The sequence below is a fragment of the Methylocystis sp. WRRC1 genome, assembly GCF_020733155.1.
Taxonomy (GTDB): domain Bacteria; phylum Pseudomonadota; class Alphaproteobacteria; order Rhizobiales; family Beijerinckiaceae; genus Methylocystis.
Genome location: NZ_JAJFZJ010000001.1, coordinates 3,289,198 through 3,309,622, shown reverse-complemented (window position 1 = coordinate 3,309,622; position 20,425 = coordinate 3,289,198). Strand labels below are relative to the sequence as shown.

Below are 20,425 nucleotides of genomic sequence, written 5' to 3'. Positions count from 1 at the left end.
TTTCCTTAGGCCGGAAGCACGCCGGCGTGAACCATGGCGGCGCGGATGCGGTCCCTGGTCGCCTGCGTGGAGGGAACCAGCGGCAGGCGCACCTCCTCCTTCACCTTGCCGAGCAGCGACAGGCCATATTTCGCGCCCGTCACGCCCGCCTCCAGGAATGTGGCGACGTGCAGCGGCACGAGCCTGTCCTGAATCTCAAGCGCCTTTGCGAAATCGCCGGCGAGGCAGGCGTTCTGCAAATCCGCGCAGAGGCGCGGCGCAATATTCGCGACGACCGAAATGCACCCATGGGCGCCCGCCGCCATGCAGGCCAGCGCGGTGAGGTCGTCGCCCGAAAGCTGGATGAAGTCGGGCCCCATCGCCTCGCGCTGGAGCGAGATGCGGCCGATGTTGCCGGTCGCGTCCTTCACGCCGACGATGTTTTTCAGTTCGGACAGCCGCCGCATCGTGTCCACGCTCATGTCGATGACCGAGCGCGGCGGGATGTTGTAGATGATGATCGGGATCGAGACGGCGTCGTTGATCGCCTTGAAGTGCAGATAAAGCCCTTCCTGATTGGGCTTGTTGTAATAGGGCGTCACGATCAGCAGGGCGTCGGCCCCCGCCCGCTCGGCGTGGCCCGCGAGCGCGATCGCCTCGCGCGTGTTGTTCGAGCCGGCGCCGGCGATCACCGGGACGCGGCCGCGCGCGGCGCGGATGGTCTCGGTGATGACGCGGCCGTGCTCCTCATGGCTCAGCGTCGGGCTTTCGCCGGTCGTGCCGACCGGCACGAGGCCATGCGTGCCGCTCTCGATCTGCCAGTCGACAAGCGCCCGCAGCGCGTCGAAATCGACCTCTCCATTGGCAAAGGGGGTGACGAGAGCTGTGATCGACCCATGAAAAATCGGCTTTTTACTCATAGAATCAGAGCTTTCCCCGCGCCTCACAGCCGCCGTATTCGCGTCCGTATGATGGAAGACGTCTTTCATAGCCGCTGGGGGCGCCCGAGAAAAGCCCTTGCGAGCGCTCCGGTGTCGATAACCGCCGGCGGGGAGTTGGTTAACGCTCCGTAAACGAAATGAGGGCAGCCTTTGCGCAACAACGGAAGTGCAGTTCGATGATGTTGCCCTCTCGCGTCTCGACGCGCCTCAAGCTCCTTTCAACGGCGACCGCGATCGCGCTGATCACGCCCGCTTTCACGGGCTTCAGCGACATGGGCGACGGCGAGGCGAAACGCACGGAGAATCGCTGGATTCCCTCCGTCCCTTTCAGCCTCGGCGCGTGGCGTTCGCGCGTCGGCTCGCTCGAGGAGTCGCTGCGCGGATTCGTCACCGGCGTCCCCGCCGGCACGGAGGAGGCGCACCCGCCGCAGGCCGCGCTTTTCGGCGCCGATGACGGCCCGCTCTCGCCGCTTGCGGCCTATGCCCCCGCAGACGGATGGCTGAAGGGCGGAACGGGTCCGAGCCCTCTCGATCCTGCAAAACTGCTCGGCGACGACTCCGAAGTCTTCGCCCAGACGCTCGCTTTCTATAAGGCCGGCGATTTCGCCGCCGCCGAACAGGCCGCGGCGAATCTGCAGGCGAAGCTTCCCGACACCGCCGCGCGGTGGGCGGGCCTGCGGCTCCATCCCAGGGAGGCGGGCTTCAAGCGCATCGCGGGCTTCCTCGCCGACCATCCCGACTGGCCCGCCGCCGAATGGCTGCGCAAGCGCGCCGAGGAATCGCTCGTCGCCGAGCATCAGGCCGACAAGGTCGTGAGGGCGTGGTTCGCCGACTCGAAGCCCATTACCGCTTACGGCAAATATGCGCTGGCGAAGGCGCTGGCTCGCGACGGCGATTTCGAGGCGGCCGCGCGGCTCGCCCGCGACGCCTGGCGCGAGGACGACCTCGGCCAGAGCTTCGAGACCATGTTCCGCAAGGATCTCGGCGACCTTCTCACGGTCGAAGACCATAAATACCGCGCCGACCGGCTGCTCTATTCGGGCAAGAACGCCCTCGCCCTGCGCGCCGCCGAACTCGCCGGCAAGGACGTGACGCTGCTCGCCCGCGTCCGCGCCGCCGCCTGGGGCGGCGCCGGCGGCGACAGGCTCTACGCCTCCGTCCCGCAGTCGCTGCAGAATGATCCGGGACTGCTCTTCTCGCGCGTCCATTCGCTGACCAACGCCAAGAAATACGCCGAGGCGGCCGCCCTGCTGCGCAAGGCGCCTCAGGAGCCCGAGCGCGTCATCGACGGCGACGCCTGGTGGGCGGAGCGCCGTCAGGTCTCGCGCAAGGTTCTGGATATGGGCGACGCCGAGACCGCCTATGTCATCGCCGCGCAGCACCGCGCCAGGTCGACGAGCAACAAGGTCGAGGCGGAATTTCAGGCGGGCTGGATCGCGCTGCGCTTCCTCGACGATCCGGCCCGCGCCTCACGCCATTTCGCAACGCTCGAACAGGTCGCCGAGACGCCGCTCCAGAAGTCGCGCGCGCTCTACTGGCGCGGCCGCGCCTATGAGGCGATGCGGACGCCGGAGGACGACGCGCGGGCGCGCGGCTTCTATCAGATGGCCGCCGCCCATTCGACGACCTTCTATGGCCAGCTGGCCAATGCGAAGCTCGGCGCCGCCGACAAGCCGCTGCGCACGCCGCCCGAAGCGACGAAGGGCGACCAGCGCCATGAGGCTGTCCGCGTCGTGGAGCTTCTGCTCGCGACCGGCGACAAGGAAATCGCCGCGCCCCTCGCCCTCGAGGCGGCGAAGAATGTCGCCGATCCGAAACATGTCGCCGCGCTGGGCGAGGTGATCGCGGGCCAGCGCGACGCGAAACTCTCGCTCATCTTCGGCAAGAGCGCCTCATATCGCGGCGTGCCGCTCGACGACGTCGCCTTCCCCTCCTATGGCGTGCCGAATTTCGAGGCCCTGCCGAAATCCGCGTCGCGCTCGGTCGTCTACGCCATCGCGCGGCAGGAGAGCGCCTTCGATCCGAAGGCCGTTTCCTCCGCAGGGGCGATGGGGCTGATGCAGATGATCGCCTCCACCGCGCGCCATACGGCCTATCAGCACGGCGTCGGCTTCGACCTCTCGCGCATGCTGAGCGAGCCCGCCTTCAATGCGCAGCTCGGCGCCGCGCATCTGGGGATTCTGCTTGGCGAATACAGGGGCGCCTATCTCCTCACCTTCGCGGCCTACAACGCCGGCGGCGGACGCGTGAAGCAGTGGATCGACGCCTATGGCGATCCGCGCAAGCCGAACGTCGATCCGATCGACTGGGTCGAGCGCATCCCGATCACCGAGACGCGCAATTACGTGCAGCGCGTGATGGAGAATTTCGTCGTCTATCGCGCGAAATTCGGCGACACGGACACGCGCGCGCCGCAAATGGAGCTGGCGCGGGCCGGCGACGGATTATAAGGCGAGCGCTCCCGCCGCGATCATGGCTTTCCGCTCTTTCTCAGCGATCCGGGCGGATAGCCGAACTTGCGCCGAAAGGCGGCGTTGAAGTGGTTCACATGGGAATAGCCGAGGTTCGCGGAGATCACCTTCAGGGGCGTGTTGGTGTTTTCGATCGCCTCGTGGGCGCGTCTCATCCGATGCTCCATCATGAACGCATGGATCGGCATTCCATATTCGCGTGAAAAGTCCTCGTTCAAACTCCTCGACGAGCGATTGAACTCCTTCGCCAGCGTCTCCATAGTCGGGATCGGACCGTCGATCTGGATCAAATAGTCGTGCAACGCCTTCGCCCGGGAACTCGCTCGGTAGCCCGTCGGCCTCGTCACTTTCTCCGCGAGCGCAAAGTCGACCAGGCCGCTCAGATAGTCGAGAATGCGCGCCTGCATGTAGAGGTTTCCCACCGGTCCGGTTCTGTTGGGAAGGGGCCGCTTGAGATGGCACGATACAGCCAAGGGAATCCTGTGCACCTCGGCTGACTCGGGTCCATCGAGTCCGAGACAATCGATCAGCGATTTTCCCGCGTCGCTCCCTACGAGCGTAAAGAGAACATCGTGATCTATCGTCACGACACTCGACTTGTAATCGAGCGTGGCGTCGACGCTGAGCATTGTTCCATTGAAGCGCCCGATCTGAACAGGTCGAAGCCGCGAGAAATGCTGAAGATACGAGCCGAGCGCATATCCCTGTATTGGCTCGACCCGCTGTGAACGACCTCCGTCTGGAACACCAGACGATTGAACTCCGAGCTGAAACTAAGCAATGGTTTCAATCGCCGCTCATCTGCGCCGTCGGCCCTGAAGTGAAAATGGAAAACATCCATTCCGGCGGCTGGAGAAAAGAAGGAAATCTTGACGGGCTTGTCATTAGCGTCGGTCGGAACGAAGATGTTTACGATTTCCTCGCTTGGCTCCACAAATTCACATTCCTGATTTACACTTAAGGTCCAGCGTATCACTGTCGACTTTCGTATCTTCATTTGAAATAATTATTCCGCATTTTTTGCGATTGAAAGCAGCGCTTCCGTTTTTTGGATAAGGCAGGATTCGTATAATCCGCTTCCAGTAAGCGTCTACATTACAGTATCGGAAATTCGCATGAGTCATTCAGAAAATCGTTGGCATACCTTCGTTCACTACGCCTCTACTTCAATCACCTGTTTCGAGAACCGCAAGCCCGCGAGTGACGCGCGAGCAAACCCCGGTCATGAAGGCGGTATATAGCGGCCACGACTTTCAAAACCGAAGCCGCATCCACAAGCAAAAAGCCCGATTTCAAGTAAGGGAGCGGCGGAGAATTCGGGCTCATCAGCTCCATCCGAAATAGCTCGAAATGGATTACGGTTTTTCTGCTTGAATGCCGAAAGCCGGGAATCGAGGCTCTTCATATTTTCGACGTGCGATCCACCGATAACAAGCGGGAGGTTATGGCCGGCGAGGGGTTAGTAGACTTTCTTACCATGGCGACTTTGCGGAAGCGGGCATGGTGGAGTTTGGATTGAACCGCGCCGACGCGAAGTGGACACGCCGAGTGGACAACGATGAATTTGCATCAGTCGCGTTGGTGGGCTGGATCCATTTGGCGCCGCCGGCTCTGTGGAAGCGCGTGGCTGAGGCGATGTGCACCGTGGGATGGGGCAGGCTCAAACATATCGGAGCCGCGATTTGGAACTACGATCAAATGTGCGAGCAATTCCGGGACTCTTCCCTCAGACCCGCCACAGGTCTCCGGCGCAAATCCGGCTCCCCTCCGTGACGAGAGGGCAGAACTCCAAAAAATCGTTCAGAACATGAGCGCGCCCGCCGCCGCCGCGCCGAGCAGGCAGAAGTCGTGCAGCGCGAGAGCGGCGCACGGCGGACGCGCCGCTTCATGAAGCATCCGCAGCGTCGCGACATTGACGAGCGACCAGCCGACGCCGATGGCGATGAGCCCCGCCGCAACGCTCGCAATCGAGGCGCCCGCGTAAATTGCGCCCGCGCCGGCGAACATGATGAGGAGCCCGGCCGCCGCGGCGGGAATGGGCGGAAACAGCGATGGCCAGCGCGCGGCGAGCGCGGCCGGCCCATACATCGCGAAGAGATGCCAACCCATCGCGCCGCCGATGAGAGCCGGCCCGGCGGAGCAGACGGCGAGCGTCAGCGGCCCATGCAGCATGCCCGCCGCCATGACGAACCAGGCGACCGCGCCGGCGAGCGTGGCGAGCGCGAAGCGCCCGGACAGCCGCCCCTGCGCGTGCGAAGCGGCCTCGCCGCGCAGCGCGTGCGGCAATCGCACCGACAGGGCGAGCGCCACGATATGTAGCGCCGCAGCGGCAAGCAGCGTCGCCCCGGGGCTTCCCGTGACGGAGACGACAAGCGGCGCCGCCAGCGCCGCCCCCGCCCCGCCCGCGAGCACGACGAGCCCGCCGCGCGCGGAGCCCTGCGCGGCGATGTGCCGATAGAAGAGCGCAAAGCCCTGCGCGAGTCCGAGCCAGAAGGCGCCGAGGCAGAGAGCGAAGAAATTCCCCCGCGTCAGCGAGAAGGCGCAAAGCGCCCCGCCCGCCGCGCCGAGACTCGCACCGAGGCCGAAAGCCGCGCGACGGCCGAAAGCGTCCACGAGCATCGCCGCCGGAAAGGTCGCCAGCGCCGCGCCGACGAGCAGCAGCGCGAAAGGCCAGCCCATGCGCTCGGCCGTCGGCGCAAGAAGTCGGCTCTGCTCCGGCAGAACCGTCAGCGTCAGCGCCTGCGCCAGAACCGCGAGGCCGAAGCACGCAGCAAGGATCGCGCGATTGTCGGTGACGGCTTCGCGGTCGGCGCCGGGCGGACAGGCGCAGGCGAGGCGCCCGACGCGCATGGCGTCTTCATCGATTTGATCGACGCTCACTTCTCGTCCTCGATGTCGTCGTCCATCAGCACGCGATGCGCCGCGCCGTCGAGATCGTCGAATTGTCCGCTTCTCAGCGACCACATGAAGGCGACGAGAGCGACGAGGCCGAGCAGCACGGCGAGCGGAATGAGGAAGAGGAGAACGGTCATTCCGCCGGCGCCTCATATTGGGCGAAGGCGTCGCGGCGCGAGCTTATCCCCTCCGCCGGCTGGTTTCCTGCGGTCGAGGCCTTGCCCCCGCGCATCGCATTGAGCGTGACGAGGATCGACGAGCCCGACATGGCGGCGGCGGCGATGAGCGGCGTGAGAAGCCCCGCCATGGCGAGCGGCACGGCGAGCACATTGTAGAGAACCGAAAGCCCGAGGTTCTGCCGCATCAGCGCGCGGGCGCGGCGCGCGAGATCGATCGTCGTCAGCACGGGCGCGAGACGTTCGCCGAGAAACACGGCGTCCGCGGCGGCCTGGGTGATCTGCGTCGCGTCGATGGGCGAAATCGAGACGTAAGCGCTCGCCAAGGCCGGCGCGTCGTTCAGCCCGTCGCCGATCATGAGAACCTTGCGCCCTTCCGCGCGCAGCGCGTCGAGCCGCGCGACCTTGTCGGCGGGCCTCAGCGCGCCGCGCCAGTCGGCGACGTCGAGCGCGCGGGCGATCTTTTCGACAGCCTCAGCGCGGTCGCCGGAGAGGATTTCAATCGAGAAGCCGCGCGCTTTCAGATTGGCGATGGTCCCGACCGCGTCGCTGCGCAAGACCTGCCGCACCTGAAACAGCGCTCGCGTGTCGCCATGACGGAAAGCGACGAGCGAAATGTCGGCGTCGAGCGCGCCCAACCGCGCGACTTCTTCCGCCATCCCGCAATAATTCGGCGAACCCAGCCGCGCCTCGGTCCCATCGACCAGCGCCGCGACGCCAAGCCCATGCTCCTCGCGCGCCTCGAGCGCCGCGGCGGCGGGCCGCTCCTGCGCGACCGCGCGAGCGAGCGGATGGCTGCTCGCGCGGGCGAGACGCGCGGCGAGATCGAGCGTGGGCGCGTCGATTTCAGCCGCGTTGACGACGCGCGGCTCCGGCGCGGTCAACGTGCCGGTCTTGTCGAAAACGATGGCGTCGGCCTCGGCCAGACGCTCGATGGCGTCGGCGCTGTTGAGCAGCACGCCCGAGCGGAAGAGCGCCCCGCTCGCGACGACCTGCACGGCCGGCACGGCGAGCGCCAGCGCACAGGGACAGGTGATGATGAGCACGCAGATCGCCGTCACCAGCGCGTCGTGGAAAGTCGCGCCGCGCGCGAGCCAGAACAGCGCCGTCGCCAAAGCCGCGACATGCACCATCGGCGCATAGAGCCGCGACACGCGATCGGCGAGCCGCACATAGCGCGAGCGGGCGTTGGTGGCTTTCTCCAGCAGCCGCTCGATGTCGTCGAGCAAAGTGGCGCCGCCAGCGGCGGCGACGCGCAGTGTGAGCGCGCCGTCGTAATTCATGCTGCCGGCGTAGACCTGATCGCCCGAAGCGACCGCGCGGCGATCCGTCTCGCCGGTGATGAGGCTTTCGTCGAGCTGCGAGGCGCCCGAGGCTACGACGCCGTCCACCGGCAAACGCTCGCCGGGACGCACGAGCACGACGTCGCCGGGCCTGATCTGCGCGAGCGGCACGAGCGTCTCCGCGCCTTCCGCCGACAATCTGCAGGCGAGCGGCGCGCGCAGGGCCGCGAGATTGGCGGCGACGGCGCGCGTCTTGCAGCGCATGGCGTGATCGAGAAAGCGCCCCAGCAGCAGGAAGGTCAGCAGCATCGCCGCGCTGTCGAAATAGGCGTGCTCCGCGTGGGTCACCGTCTCATAGACCGACATGCCGAGCGCGAGCAGCACGCCGAGCGAAATCGGCACATCCATATTGAGGCGCCCGGCCCGAAGCGCGGCGAAGGCGCTTCTGAAAAACGGCTGACCCGCGAAAGCCGCCGCCGGCAGGGCGATCAGCGCCGAGACGCCATGGAAAAGATCGCGCGTCTCGGGATCGATGTCGCCGCCTACCCACACGCCGACGGAGAGCAGCATGATGTTCATCGACGCGAAGCCGGCGATGGCGAGGCATCTGAGCAGCCAGCGCGAGGTCTCCGTTTCCTCCCGCTCGCTTTCCGCAAGCTCGAAAGGATGCAGCGTGTAGCCCATGCGGCGCAGACGCTCGAAGACGCCCGCGAGGTCGAAGCCGTCATCGCGCCACTCGAGCGCAAGGCGGCGGTTGGTGTAATTGACGCGCGCCGACTCCAGTCCGGGAAGGTCGCGCAAGCCGCTTTCGATTTCGCCGATGCAGGCGGCGCAGGTCATGCCGTCGATGGCGGCCTCGAAGCGCCGCGCGCCGTCCCCGGCGCGCGTGACGAAAGCTTCAAAGTCGAAAGCAACAGCCATTTCGCGCCCTCTTGCTATTTCACCTCGACGCGGTTCCTGGAGCGGAAAACCTGCGCGCCGCCGAGATTGGCGCTGAGCTCCAGATCTCTTTGACCCGCAGGCAACGCGGCCCTTCCGGCGTAACGGCCCGGCGTCGTCTCCTCGAGCCTGAGGCGAACGTCCCTGGAGAGGTCAGCGGGCGAGGCAAAAGCGGCGTTCATCTCGACGCCCGTGATTTCGGCGCCCTTCGCGTCGCGCGCGGTGACGAGGATTTCCGTCATGCCGGCGTTGCGCGTGAGGGTCACATCCACCTTCCAGTCCCGCGCCGCCTGTTCGCGCGCCTGCGCGATGTCGCGATTGTAGGCGAGGCCGCGCTCATATGGATGGGCGACGACTTCGCCGGAGAAGGTCTTGATGGCGTAATAGATCATTACGCCATTGACGCTGCTGACGAAGACGAAGAAGCCGACGAGCATCGCCAGCACCTTCCATCCATTGAGCGGCCGACCGCCGGCTTCGTAATCGGTCTGCGGCTCCGGCCTTGATCTGCGCATATTGCTCATGGCGAGGCTCATGTTTCTACCTCACGGCCATACGAAAACATCCTTGGCGTCGATTGTCGCGCCGCTGTCGATGTCCTTCACGGTGAAGACGACGGGGGTCTGTCCCTTTTTCTCCGCCGCGCCGCGGGTTGCAAGTAGAACGCGCGTCTCGCGCGTTTGATCCGGCCCGACTTCGATGACGACGCGGCCGCTGGCGTCGGGTTCGACCCCGACGACGTCGGCGCGCGCGTCGACGCCCGCAACGGCGAGGGTAAAGTGACGCGGTTCGGACTTCTTGTTGGAGAAGCGAACAGTATAACCGTTGCGCACGCCGCCGTCCTTCAGGCGAACGCTGAGCGGATTGCGGTCATGCAGCACGCTGACGCTCATGTCGCCGCGCGTCGCAAGCGTCACCGACATGAAGCCGCCGATGGCGAGAATAAGAATGGCGTAAGCGACAGTGCGCACACGGATGGGACGATAGATCGAGGTCTCGCCGCATTCGCGCCGCTTGATATTCATCTCCGTGTCATAGCCGATGAGGCGCGCCGGCCGGTGAACCTTCTCCATGACGGCGTCGCAGGCGTCGATGCACAGGCCGCACTGGATGCAGCCGAGATTCGCCCCCTGGCGGATGTCGACGCCCGTCGGACAGACGGCGACGCACTGGCCGCAGTCGACGCAATCGCCCGCCAGCGCACCTGCGGCCCGCGCGGCGGTCGCCTGCTTGAGCGACATGCGCGGCTCGCCGCGATCGTAGCGATAGGTGACGTTGAGCGCATATTCGTCGGTCAGCGCCGCCTGAATGCGCGGCCACGGACAGGCGTGCAGGCAAAGCTTCTCGCGCATCACGCCCGCGAAGACATAGGTCGTGAAGGTGAGGATGCCGATCCAGAGATAGGCTTCGCCGGCGCCGGGCTGGAAGGTCGCAAGCTTGTAAACGAGCGTCGGCGCGTCGGCGAAGTAGAGCACCCAGGCGCCGCCGGTCCACCAGGCGATGAGCAGCCAGACGAAGTGTTTCGAGACCTTCTTTCGGATCTTCTCGAAGGTCCACGGCCCGGAGTCGAGCTTCATGCGCTCGCGCGAGTCGCCTTCGATCCAGCGCTCCGTGGTCATGAAGAAATCGGTCCACACCGTCTGCGGACACATATAACCGCACCAGATGCGGCCCGCGACGGCGTTCATCAGGAACAGCACGAGCGCGGCGAGGATCAGGAGGCCCGTGACGTAATAGACTTCCTGCGGCCAGATCTCGATGAAGAAGAAATAGAAGCGCCGATGCGGGAAATCAACGAGCACGGCCTGCGACGGCGCATTCGGCCCGCGATCCCAGCGCACGAAGGGAAGGAAATAATAGATCGCGAGGGTTGCGAACTGGATGCCCCATTTGATGCGACGGAACTGGCCGTCGACCTTCTTGGGATAAATCCTCTTCTCGGGCTCGACGAAGGGTTCATCCAGGAGCGGTTGATGTGCGTCTGCGCTGGACATGAGTGAATACTCTGCTGTGTCTCGGACTCCGCGCCACGCGCCTCGTCCGTCGGCGATACGGTCGTCGCCCTGCTGCAAGTCGGAAAGTTCCGACTCGCAGATCGTGTCGTGAGGGCGCCCGGACAAGGACGCCGGGCAAAACGCCGCGCCTACTGCCCGCCGCCGAGCGAATGGACGTAGACGGTGAGCGCCTTGATCGTCGTTTCGTCGAGCTTGTCCTTCCAGGCCGGCATCACGCCGCCGCCGCCATTGGTGATGCGGGCGACGATGGACGGCTTGTCGGAGCCATAGAGCCAGACCTGATCATAAAGCGCGGGCGCGCCCATTTCGGGATTGCCCTTGCCCTCGACGCCGTGGCAAGCGGCGCAGTTCTCGGCGTAGAGCTTCTCGCCCTCAGCCGTCGGCGCATCCGAGTCCGGCGTTTCGGCGTAGGTGCGCACATGATCCGCGACGATCGAGATCTGCTCCGGCGTCAATATGCCGTCGCGGCCGAAGGCCGGCATGGCGGAGGTCCGCGTCGCCTTGTCGGCGTCCCAGCGCACGCCATGCTCGATCGTCTGCCGGATGTCCGCGAGCTTGCCGCCCCAGATCCAGTCGTCGTCGTTGAGGTTGGCGTAGCCCTTGGCGCCCTGCCCGCCCGCGCCGTGGCAGGCGGCGCAGTTCGTCGCAAAGGCGACCTTGCCGACCATGCGCGCCGCCGCCAGCAGTTCAGGATTGGACTCGATCTGCTCGAGCGAGGCGTCCTTGATCTTGGCGAGGATCGGTCCGCGCGTCTCCTGCAGATCGGCCATCTCCTGCGCCACCTGATCGCGCGAGCTCCAGCCGAACAGCCCCTTCGTGCCGCCCGAAAAAGTCGGCCAGGCCGGGTAAACGACCGTATAGGCGATTCCCCATATGATCGTCGCCCAGAGGGTCCACACCCACCATCGCGGCAGCGGCGTGTTCAGTTCCTCGATGCCGTCCCATTCATGGCCGGTCGTCGGCACCCCGCTGTGTTCGTCGATCCTGATCTTTCCGTGCTCAGCGTCCTGAGACATCGTCGTCATCCTCTCGCAAAGGCATTTCGGCTGCTTCATCGAACGACTTCTTGCGCGAGGGCCAGAAGACGTAGGCGATGACGCCAAGGAAAATCACGCCGAAGAAGATCAGACCCCATGACGCCGCGAATGCGCGCCACGCTTCATAGGTCGATACGACTTCGGCCGCTGCTCCGTTCATGGGATCACCTGATGTTGGCCTTGTCGTCGTAGAGCTTGAAGTCCACGGAGACGCCGAGGTGCTGCAGATAGGCGATGAGCGCGTCCTCCTCGGTCACGCCGCCCTTGGAGGCGACGTCCATGAGGACGGCGTTGGGATAGCGTTTCTGCATGGCGGCGGCGCCCGGGTCGTCCGGCCCGCTCTGCGCCTTGAGATCGACTTGCGCGTTCTCGATCTGCTCGTCGGTGTATGGCACGCCGACGATGCGCAGCGTCTTCATCTGCTCTTCGATGTGCTCCGATTTGAGCGGCGTCGTCGCGAGAAACGGGTAGCCCGGCATGATCGAACTCGGCACGACCGAACGCGGGCTGCGCAGATGGTCGCGCTGCCAGTCGTTCGAATATTTGCCGCCGACGCGCGCAATGTCGGGACCATTGCGCTTCGAGCCCCACTGGAAGGGATGGTCGTACATGCTCTCCGCGGCGAGCGAGTAGTGACCATAACGCTCCACCTCGTCGCGCAGGGGCCGGATCATCTGCGAATGGCAGGTGTAGCAGCCCTCGCGGACGTAGATGTTGAAGCCCGCAAGCTCCAGCGGCGAATAGGGGCGAATCCCTTCGACCTTCTCGATCGTGTTCTTCAGATAGAAGAGCGGCACGATCTCGAAGACGCCGCCGATCGACACCAGAACGAGGATGGCGACGACGAGCAGGATCGAATTGGTCTCCAGCAGTTTTTGCAGTCCGCCGGAGGAAGGCGCGTGTTGAGTCGATTGCGACATGTCTTTCGTCCTCACTCGGCAGGCATGGGCGCCGCGGCGATGTCCGACGTCGGCTCCAATGCGGGAGAGGCAAGGGTGCGGTAGATGTTGTAGACCATGATCAGCGCGCCGATCAGGAACAGGCCGCCGCCGATCGCGCGAATGATGTATTCGGGATGCAGCGCCTCGGTCGTCTCCACGAAGGAATATTCGAGGAAGCCCTGCGGCGTATACGCGCGCCACATGAGGCCCTGCATGATGCCCGCCACCCACATCGAGGTGATGTAGAAAACGATGCCGATCGTGGAGATCCAGAAGTGCCAGTTCACGAGCTTGAGCGAATAGAGCTGGCGGTTGAACACCCAGGGGATCAGGCAGTAGAGCGCGCCGAAGGACACGAAGGCCACCCAGCCGAGCGAGCCCGAATGCACGTGGCCGATGCCCCAGTCAGTGTAGTGCGACAGCGAATTCACCGCCTTCACCGACATCAGCGGACCCTCGAAGGTCGACATGCCGTAGAAGGCGACCGACACGACCAGCATGCGCAGCACGGGGTCGGTGCGCAGCTTGTCCCACGCGCCCGAGAGCGTCATCAGGCCGTTGATCATGCCGCCCCATGACGGCATCCACAGGATCACCGAGAAGACCATGCCGAGAGTCTGCGCCCAGTCGGGCAGCGCCGTATAGTGGAGGTGATGCGGACCCGCCCAGATATAGAGGAAGATCAGCGACCAGAAGTGCACGATCGACAGGCGGTAGGAATAGATCGGCCGGCCCGTGCGCTTCGGGATGAAGTAATACATGATGCCCAGGAAGCCGGTGGTGAGGAAGAATCCCACCGCGTTATGGGCGTACCACCACTGGATCATCGCGTCCTGCACGCCGGACCAGACAATCACGGAGTGCGGCGAGAAGATCGAGATCGGGATCTCGGTGTTGTTGCCGAGGACCAGAACCGCGATCGTCACGATGAAGGACAGGTAGAACCAGTTGGCCACATAGATGTGCGGCTCGGTGCGCCGCGCGAGCGTGACGAGATAGACCAGCAGATAGGTCACCCACACCACGACGAGCCACAGGATCGCGTACCATTCCGGCTCGGCGTATTCATGCGATCGCGTGATGCCGAGCAGATAACCCGTGCCGGCGATCAGGATGAAGAAGTTGTAGCCCAGCACGATGAACCACGGCGCGAGATCGCCCGCGATGCGCGCTCGGCTCGTGCGCTGCATGACGTAGAAGGACGTCGCGAGCAGCACGTTGCCGCCGAAGGCGAAGATCACCGCGGATGTGTGCAGCGGCCGCAGGCGGCCGAAGTTGATCCAGGGCAAATCGAGATTGAAGACCGGAAAGGCGAGTTCGAGCGCCAGATAGAGGCCGACGGTGAAGCCCGCGATCCCCCAGAACAGCGCGGCGATCGAGGTGAATTTGATCGGCCCGTAATTGTAGTTCGGGCGTCCGTCGATCACGAGCGGCGGGAGCGTCGCCGGCCGCGCGCGGTAACGCAGCAGTATGGCGACGACCGCGGCCACTGAGCCGAGCGAGAACGTCGCCGCATGAAAGGCGTAGGCCGGGGTGTAGGCTTTCGTCGCAATATAGGCCGTCGCGACGGCGAGCGCCGCGAAGATCGCCGACAGCGATATTTCGCCGAAGGTCATGCGTTTCGAGATCAGAGGTGGGCGCTCCATGATGTCTCGTCCTCGAGTGGTTGCGCAAAAATTTCGTGCGGATGCGAGAATTATGGCCCCGCTTGGGAAAGCGAGGCTTGTGCCAACTCTTTCACCCTCGATTCACAGGTTGAATTGTACAGCGCAATAGAGCGCGGAAGTTGATATTGATCAAATTTTAAAGCCAAGCTTCGTTTGTGCGCGCAATTGTCACAGATCAAATTTTTGCGACATGCGCGGCGCTAGGCGGCGCTTGCATTTGACGCGTTCGGCCCGGTCGCGTCACGACGCCCGAAGGATCTCGATATCGGGTCGTCGCGCGATTATGTCGCAGCCGGAACGCGGCGGAAAATGCGGCTCAGCAGGGATAGCGGCGATGATAGCCGAGGAAGAATCCCAATAGACCGCTGTGACGAAACTGCGTGTGCGGCGGCGAGAAAAACAGGCCGCTTCCCGAGTAGGGGTAGCCGTAGTCGCAGGTGGGATCGTCGGCGGGCGCGACGGCGACCGGCGGCGCTTCGACGAGCATGGCCGTCGCCACATAGCCGCGCCTGCCATCGAGCGAGACTTTCGTCCATTGCTCGCCGTCGCGCAGCACCACCAGCGTCGCGCCCGCCGGCGCTGACGCCACCACCCGATGACGCGCTCCCGGCCCGGCGCGCAATTCCACGGGTTCGGCGAGGGTCAGCATGTTCGCAGCCGCCTGCCCTGCCGCGGCGAGCGCAGCGAGAATAACCATGATCGCCAGCAGCGGACGCCGCATATCGCCTCCAATGTCGCCGCCGCTCCCGATGTGCGCCGGCGCAAATCGGAAGCGGCGGTCCTAATCTAAAGGAAAAAGCCGCAGTCTCAAATCTCGAAAGGACGCGGGCGTGCGACCGTATGACGACAGAGACAAGGGCTCGACCCGTCTCGACTTTCCACCGAGACGCGCCCTATGTTTGACGCGCGGCGCATGGTTTCAGCGTTCTTTGTCCCGCGTCGCTTCTTATGGTGTCCTCATGCGGCGAATTGCGTTTTCTCTCATGGCCGCGCTCGCGGCCTCCCTCATTTCGCCCCAGGCCTCGACAGGCCGAGACGCCATAGCGGAGACGAAACAGAGGTCCGCCGCGGCGCAATTTTCGCCAAGAGATCTGCCGGCAGACCGTGATGGCGCGAGCCTGCTGACAATCCCCGCTGCGGGGCGCTACTCGATCCGGGCGAAGAGCCCCGCCGGCGCGCGCATCGAACTCGTCGACATGGTCGCCGGACCGATGGAGTCCGCCGGCGCTGCGGGTCTGCGCGACGGCCGCATCGATGCGCTGCTCGACAAGGGCGTGTATAAAATTCGCGTCGCCGGCGCGAAAGGCGCGAGCGGCAAGGTCATGCTCGCGGCCGAGCCCTTTGCGGAAATGGAAGCGTCGCGTCCCTCGCTCGTCCAGGGCAAGGTTGAGAACGGCGAACTCGGCGACCTTCAGCAGCGTTCCTACACGCTCGACGTAAACGCCGGGGGTCCGGTCTATCTCGAAGCCGTCGGCCGCTCCCTGCGGGACCTGCGCGTCTGGCAATCCGACGGGGCGCTCGTCGACCTCACCTTCGAGCGCGGCGCCGTCGAGACGAAACCCGGCCGCTACATGACGCGGCTGCGTCTCGAAGGCCCGCTGTCTCCCGGACGTTATGTTGTGACGGCCTATGGCGGCGAAAAACTCGTCTGGTCCGACGGCGCGACGACGCAGCCTTTCATGTTGCGTCTCGCCGATCCGGCGCTGCTGGCGGCGGGCGTTGCGGAGGGCGTCATCGGCCCGTTCGGCGCCGCGCGTTTCGAGGCGCCGGCGAGCTACGACGCATTCCGTCTCGAACTCCCCGAGCAGAAGCCCGCGCGTCTCGACGCGAGGCGCGGGAGCGCGCGTGACACGACGATCATCGACAAGACGAGCCGCGCTCCGGTCGCGATTGCGCGCGTCGCCGCCGACGGCAAGGCGCCGGCGCGATTGGAAATCTCCGGCCTTGAAGGACAGGCGTTCAATCTGCGCGCCGTCCATCAGTCGAACCGCGAGATATTCGAGGCCGAAGGTCCGCATCTCGTCTCGATCGACGTCGCGGGCGAGGGGGGCGACGAGGCTCCGGCGACGGCGCTCCTCGCGCGGCTCGAAAAGGACGGCAAGACGCGCGTAATAGCCTCGGACGCCCCGCGCATCGGCGTCGGCAAGGCGTGGCGCGGCAGGTTCAACGTCCTCGGCTCGACCTCCCTTCTGTTCGAGGCGACGCGCGACGGTCCCGTCGAGATCGACGTCAAGGGCGTGAAGCTGCGCGCGACGATCGAACCGGCGCTGGGGACATCGGCGCCGCGCGCCGACGGCAAGGACGCGATCCGCTACGATCTCGCCGCGGGCTATTATTTCCTCGTGCTGGAGCCGCAAAACGGCTCCGGCGGCGTGGTCGACGTCACGCTCGGTCCGCCCGGTCTCGCCGCGCCGGCGCCGACCGCGCCGCCGTCGCGCGCATCGATCTCCTTTGGCGAGCATCGGCTGGAAAAGGACGGTTCCTATCTCATCCTCGCCAATGTCGCGCCGGGGCTCCTCACCGGTCCGCGCGTCGTCGCCCTGCCGGCGGAGCTCGACAAGGCGCCGCTAGCCCTGCATCAGGATGCGAACAAGGAAATCTCGCTGGCGACGCGCACGCCGAAAGCCGGCAAGATTATTGCGCGCGACGAGACAGGCGCCGACGTCGCCCTGACCTTCGCCGACGAAAAGATCGAGAACGACAAGCGCGTCGTCACGGTTAAAATCGCGCCCGTCGAAAAGGATCGCGCAATCGGCCTCGTCTTCCTTCCCGACGCGCCGGCGACCGACGGCGGCGAATCGGCGAAGATCGAAGATGCAGGCAAGATCGTCCGCGCCGCCGCAGGCCGCCCGGCTTTCTTCAATCTCGCTCAGGATGAAACGAAAAACCTGCGGTTCGACGTCGCCGAAGGCGGCCTCTACCGCATCGAGACTCTCGGCCGCATGAAAACGGCGCTGCGCGTCGGCGCGACCGCGACGCCGCGACTGGGCGAAGGCGAAGCGAACGGCCCCGGCAAGAACGGGCTGGTGACGACCTTCCTGCGCGCGGGCGCCTACCGCGCCGCCGTCACCGCAAAGGAATCCGCCGGCCATCTCGGCCTTTCGATCACGCCCGCGATTCTGACTCCGACGGCGAAAGTAACCGACGCCGGCGGCGCGCGCGCGACGCTCGAACCCGGCAAGGGCGCCGTCGTTCCTTTCGAAATCACGAAAGCCGGCGATTATCGCATCGACCTGCTCGGCCTGAAGCGCGAATGGCGCGCGCGCATCGAGGACGCCGACGGCTGGCCGCTCGCGCCGCCCGGCAAATTCAAACGGGAGACGCGCCGCTACGAACCCGGCGCCTATCGCCTCGTCGTCACGCCCGAAGATGTCGAGGCGCGCATGGTCATGCGCCTCACGCCCGTCGTCGCCGCGGCGGACCTCGAAGGCCATGGTCCACACGCCCTGCCCTTCGAGAAGCCGCAAAGGCTGCAATGGCGCGAACCGCAGACGAAGGACGCGCCGCGCGCGCCCGACGTCTGGCGCTTCACGCTGCATGGCGACTCCGACGTCGAACTGACCATCGGCGAAGGCATGATCGGCGATATTGTGAAAGGCGAAAAGGAGTCGATCGGCAAGGTGGTCGGCGACCGCCCCTTCAAGGGAAAACTGGCCGCCGGAGACTATCGCGTCGACGCGCGCAGTCTCGGCCACGATGACCGCCTCGATTACGAGATTTCACTCACTTCGGCACAATTGCAGCCCGACGCGCCGCGCCGCGTCGATCTCCCCGCGACCCTCGCATTTTCACTTGCGCACGAGGCCATCGTCGATGTGACGGGCTTTGACGACGAGGAAACGATCGGCGTGCTGAAAAATGTGACGGGCGACATCGTCGAGCGCCTGCAGACCCGCGCCGACGACTGGAATGTCGCAATGTCGCGTCGCCTGCCGGCGGGAGACTATCGGCTCGAACTCGAGACACTCGGCGTTGTGGCTGAACCGTCAGGCGAAGGCTCAGACTCGAGCGACGAGAGCGCGAACAGCGAAAGCGCTGGCGATGAAAGCGCGGCGTCGGACGCGACAGAGGAAGAAATCCAAAGCGGCGTCGAAATCCGGCTCGCGCTGATGGACGAAAAGGACGATGGCGCCCTGACGTCGAGCGGCGAGACAGTCGTCACGGGCGCCGGCGCGCATCGCCTGCGCCTCCCCGCCACGCCGCCGGGAGAACTCGCGCTCGTCGCCGCGCGCGCCGATAGCGAAGTCGCCTTGTCCATCGAACGCCGCGGCGCAGATGGCGCTTGGCGCGTCATCGGCGTCGAACGCGGCGTCGCGCCCGCGGCGGCGTGGCCCATGCCCGACGACAAGAGCGAATGGCGCGCGGTCGTGTGGCCTGTCGGAGGCGGCGCAACGCCCATTGCCATCGCCGCGCGAAGCATCGATCGACGCGCGCGGGGCGCCGGCGACATAACACCGGAGATCGTCGACGGCGTGACACCGCAAATTTGCGTCGCCAAGGCGGCGACGCCCGACGCCGCGCTTGTCGAACTATCTGCGTCCGACGGCGTGGCCGTGGGTTCCGCGCCCGCGCAATTGCTGCGCGCCGCGCGCTCTGGTCCCCTGGCCCCGCAAGCTCAGGCGCTGTGGCTGATGACGCGCGACTGCAAGACGAAGCCGCGCGTCGTCGCCTTCGAATGGAAGGGTGAGGAAATCTCGCTCGACATCGGCGAGAACGAGCGCGCCCAACTGCCGCCGCTCGCAGCGCCTAAGGGCAAGACGCGGTTGTGGCTCGCGCGCTCCGCCTTCGCGCAGCCGGGAATCGAGGCTGGCCGCGGCATGGGCGTCGCCCCCGGCGCGGCTCTGGCGCTCGCCGGCGACGCCGCGCCGCAATTGTGGAACGCTGGCGGCGCCGGCGCGATGCGCGTCGCGCTACGCGCCATCGACGTCGACACGCGCGCTCCGGTTTCCGTCGGCGCGCTCTTCTCGGGCGTCATCGCGCCGATGACCGCCCAGCCTGTCGACATCGACAAATCCGACGCGCCCCTCGCGCTCGACCTCGCGGGCGGCGTCGCCGCCTTCACCGACGCGCACGGCGTCTTCGGCGATGGAGCGGCGACCGCGCGCATCCTGCATGGCGCCGGCTCGCGCTGGTGGCTGGTCAATGTCGGCGACGCGCCCCTGCCCGCCCGGATTGCGCGCCTCCCCGACGCGGCGCTGACGTTGAATGCGAAGACCGCGTTCAAGCGCTTCTTCGGCGCCGGCGGAGAAATCTCCCTGCCGGTCGATGCGCAGAAGGGCGACCGCATGATCGTCATCGGCGCCGACGCGACCGTCGTTTCGCGAAGTGGACGCGTTGCGCGCGGCGTCGACCTCGCGCTCGACGGGCCTGGCGAAGCGATCATCGCCTACAAGCCGGGCCTCGTCGCCGTCTGGATCGAACGCGGCGGCGCCGCGCCCTGGCCGCAGCCGACGGCGCGCCCGCTCGCGCCGCCGCAGCGCGTCGCGCTAGAAGGCGCGGCGATGCGCTTCACCCTGAAAGGCGACGCCCCCGTGATGATCGGCGCTTCGAGCAATGCGCCGGCGCTCGTCGCCTTTACGCAGAACGGAAAACGCGAGACGCTCGCCTTCGCCTCCGGCGTCGAACTCCATCGCTACATGGCGGCGGGCGACGCGACGCTGGACGTATACGCCCCGCATGACGGCGCCTTGTCCGGAACGCTCGACGTCTCCGCGCAGCCGGTGATCGCCGTGCATGAGGGCGTGAACGATCCCGTCGCCGTTTCGCCCGGCGCGAGCGCGCTCTTCTCCTTCGAAACGACTCGCGACGGCGACATTGGAATTGGCGTGCGCGCCGCGCCCGATCGCGTCAGCGCGCGCGTGCTCGACGCAAGCGGCAAGATTCTCGGCGACGGCGTGACGCAAATGCTGAAGCTTTCGCCGGGCCGCTATTTCATCGAGGCGCGCGTTCCGCCCGACGCCGGAGCGACGACCATTCGCGCGGCGATTGTCGGCATTTCGCCGCCGCCTGCTGCGCCGCCGGATGAAGTTGTGGCCGAATTGCTCGACAAGGCCGGCATGAAAAAGACCAAAGCAAAATGAG

15 protein-coding genes are annotated in these 20,425 nt (G+C 65.7%); 2 read left to right on the top strand and 13 right to left on the bottom strand.

Features of this window, described 5'->3' with window-relative positions; all coding sequences use genetic code 11:
* Positions 1–5 precede the first annotated feature (5 nt).
* Entirely contained in the window at positions 6–899 is an 894-nt protein-coding gene (gene dapA, locus LG047_RS16235) for a 4-hydroxy-tetrahydrodipicolinate synthase (RefSeq protein WP_227967791.1), read from the bottom strand.
* A 197-nt stretch (positions 900–1,096) separates the two neighbouring features.
* Between dapA and LG047_RS19685 the strand changes: the two genes are divergently transcribed.
* Positions 1,097–3,370 (top strand): lytic transglycosylase domain-containing protein, encoded by a 2,274-nt coding sequence (locus LG047_RS19685; protein ID WP_305080340.1) that lies wholly within the window; start codon positions 1,097–1,099, stop codon positions 3,368–3,370.
* A 20-nt stretch (positions 3,371–3,390) separates the two neighbouring features.
* Here the strand turns inward: LG047_RS19685 and LG047_RS16225 are convergent, their stop codons facing one another.
* The 12 genes from LG047_RS16225 to LG047_RS16170 all read right to left on the bottom strand — a co-directional run bounded on the left by LG047_RS16225 (position 3,391) and on the right by LG047_RS16170 (position 15,065).
* Entirely contained in the window at positions 3,391–4,020 is a 630-nt protein-coding gene (locus tag LG047_RS16225) for an AraC family transcriptional regulator (protein WP_227967790.1), read from the bottom strand.
* Complete coding sequence (locus tag LG047_RS16220; protein WP_227967789.1) at positions 3,975–4,367, bottom strand: hypothetical protein; 393 nt, start codon at positions 4,365–4,367, stop codon at positions 3,975–3,977. The genes LG047_RS16225 and LG047_RS16220 overlap by 46 nt, the downstream gene beginning before the upstream one ends.
* An 824-nt stretch (positions 4,368–5,191) precedes the next feature.
* The gene (locus tag LG047_RS16215) at positions 5,192–6,271 is read right to left on the bottom strand and encodes an MFS transporter (RefSeq protein WP_227967788.1); all 1,080 of its coding nucleotides are present in this window, start codon (positions 6,269–6,271) and stop codon (positions 5,192–5,194) included.
* Positions 6,268–6,423 carry a cbb3-type cytochrome oxidase assembly protein CcoS gene (gene ccoS, locus LG047_RS16210; protein ID WP_036282921.1) on the bottom strand — a complete coding sequence of 52 codons (156 nt, stop codon included), beginning with the start codon at positions 6,421–6,423 and terminating at the stop codon, positions 6,268–6,270. The genes LG047_RS16215 and ccoS overlap by 4 nt, the downstream gene beginning before the upstream one ends.
* Positions 6,420–8,666 carry a heavy metal translocating P-type ATPase gene (locus LG047_RS16205; RefSeq protein ID WP_227967787.1) on the bottom strand — a complete coding sequence of 749 codons (2,247 nt, stop codon included), beginning with the start codon at positions 8,664–8,666 and terminating at the stop codon, positions 6,420–6,422. Before LG047_RS16205 ends, ccoS begins: the two co-directional genes overlap by 4 nt.
* A gap of 14 nt (positions 8,667–8,680) precedes the next feature.
* Positions 8,681–9,208 (bottom strand): FixH family protein, encoded by a 528-nt coding sequence (locus LG047_RS16200; protein WP_227967786.1) that lies wholly within the window; start codon positions 9,206–9,208, stop codon positions 8,681–8,683.
* Between the two features lie 21 nt (positions 9,209–9,229).
* Positions 9,230–10,678 (bottom strand): cytochrome c oxidase accessory protein CcoG, encoded by a 1,449-nt coding sequence (gene ccoG, locus LG047_RS16195; protein ID WP_227967785.1) that lies wholly within the window; start codon positions 10,676–10,678, stop codon positions 9,230–9,232.
* 149 nt (positions 10,679–10,827) lie between these two features.
* A complete protein-coding gene (gene ccoP, locus LG047_RS16190) occupies positions 10,828–11,715 on the bottom strand; it encodes a cytochrome-c oxidase, cbb3-type subunit III (RefSeq protein WP_036282923.1) in 888 nt (295 codons plus the stop codon).
* The gene (locus LG047_RS16185) at positions 11,699–11,896 is read right to left on the bottom strand and encodes a cbb3-type cytochrome c oxidase subunit 3 (protein ID WP_036282924.1); all 198 of its coding nucleotides are present in this window, start codon (positions 11,894–11,896) and stop codon (positions 11,699–11,701) included. Before LG047_RS16185 ends, ccoP begins: the two co-directional genes overlap by 17 nt.
* 4 nt (positions 11,897–11,900) lie before the next feature.
* Entirely contained in the window at positions 11,901–12,656 is a 756-nt protein-coding gene (ccoO, locus tag LG047_RS16180; protein ID WP_051134503.1) for a cytochrome-c oxidase, cbb3-type subunit II, read from the bottom strand.
* An 11-nt stretch (positions 12,657–12,667) separates the two neighbouring features.
* Entirely contained in the window at positions 12,668–14,323 is a 1,656-nt protein-coding gene (ccoN, locus tag LG047_RS16175; RefSeq protein ID WP_227967784.1) for a cytochrome-c oxidase, cbb3-type subunit I, read from the bottom strand.
* Between the two features lie 337 nt (positions 14,324–14,660).
* Positions 14,661–15,065, bottom strand: a complete 405-nt coding sequence (locus LG047_RS16170; protein ID WP_227967783.1) for an SH3 domain-containing protein — start codon at positions 15,063–15,065, stop codon at positions 14,661–14,663.
* 262 nt (positions 15,066–15,327) lie between these two features.
* On the opposite strand from LG047_RS16170, the gene LG047_RS16165 reads away from it, so the two are divergent.
* Positions 15,328–20,424: a hypothetical protein gene (locus LG047_RS16165; RefSeq protein WP_227967782.1), complete on the top strand. Its 5,097-nt coding sequence runs from the start codon at positions 15,328–15,330 to the stop codon at positions 20,422–20,424.
* Position 20,425: the final 1 nt, after the last annotated feature.

What these genes read in the sequence shown, in the direction of transcription:
- LG047_RS16165 (WP_227967782.1), top strand. Translation starts at nt 15,328, where the DNA reads ATGGCCGCGCTCGCGGCCTCCCTCATTTCGCCCCAGGCCTCGACAGGC.
- ccoO (WP_051134503.1), bottom strand. Translation starts at nt 12,656, where the DNA reads ATGTCGCAATCGACTCAACACGCGCCTTCCTCCGGCGGACTGCAAAAA.
- LG047_RS19685 (WP_305080340.1), top strand. Translation starts at nt 1,097, where the DNA reads ATGATGTTGCCCTCTCGCGTCTCGACGCGCCTCAAGCTCCTTTCAACG.
- LG047_RS16200 (WP_227967786.1), bottom strand. Translation starts at nt 9,208, where the DNA reads ATGAGCAATATGCGCAGATCAAGGCCGGAGCCGCAGACCGATTACGAA.
- LG047_RS16170 (WP_227967783.1), bottom strand. Translation starts at nt 15,065, where the DNA reads ATGCGGCGTCCGCTGCTGGCGATCATGGTTATTCTCGCTGCGCTCGCC.
- ccoS (WP_036282921.1), bottom strand. Translation starts at nt 6,423, where the DNA reads ATGACCGTTCTCCTCTTCCTCATTCCGCTCGCCGTGCTGCTCGGCCTC.
- LG047_RS16185 (WP_036282924.1), bottom strand. Translation starts at nt 11,896, where the DNA reads ATGAACGGAGCAGCGGCCGAAGTCGTATCGACCTATGAAGCGTGGCGC.
- ccoP (WP_036282923.1), bottom strand. Translation starts at nt 11,715, where the DNA reads ATGTCTCAGGACGCTGAGCACGGAAAGATCAGGATCGACGAACACAGC.
- LG047_RS16205 (WP_227967787.1), bottom strand. Translation starts at nt 8,666, where the DNA reads ATGGCTGTTGCTTTCGACTTTGAAGCTTTCGTCACGCGCGCCGGGGAC.
- ccoG (WP_227967785.1), bottom strand. Translation starts at nt 10,678, where the DNA reads ATGTCCAGCGCAGACGCACATCAACCGCTCCTGGATGAACCCTTCGTC.
- ccoN (WP_227967784.1), bottom strand. Translation starts at nt 14,323, where the DNA reads ATGGAGCGCCCACCTCTGATCTCGAAACGCATGACCTTCGGCGAAATA.
- LG047_RS16225 (WP_227967790.1), bottom strand. Translation starts at nt 4,020, where the DNA reads ATGCTCAGCGTCGACGCCACGCTCGATTACAAGTCGAGTGTCGTGACG.
- dapA (WP_227967791.1), bottom strand. Translation starts at nt 899, where the DNA reads ATGAGTAAAAAGCCGATTTTTCATGGGTCGATCACAGCTCTCGTCACC.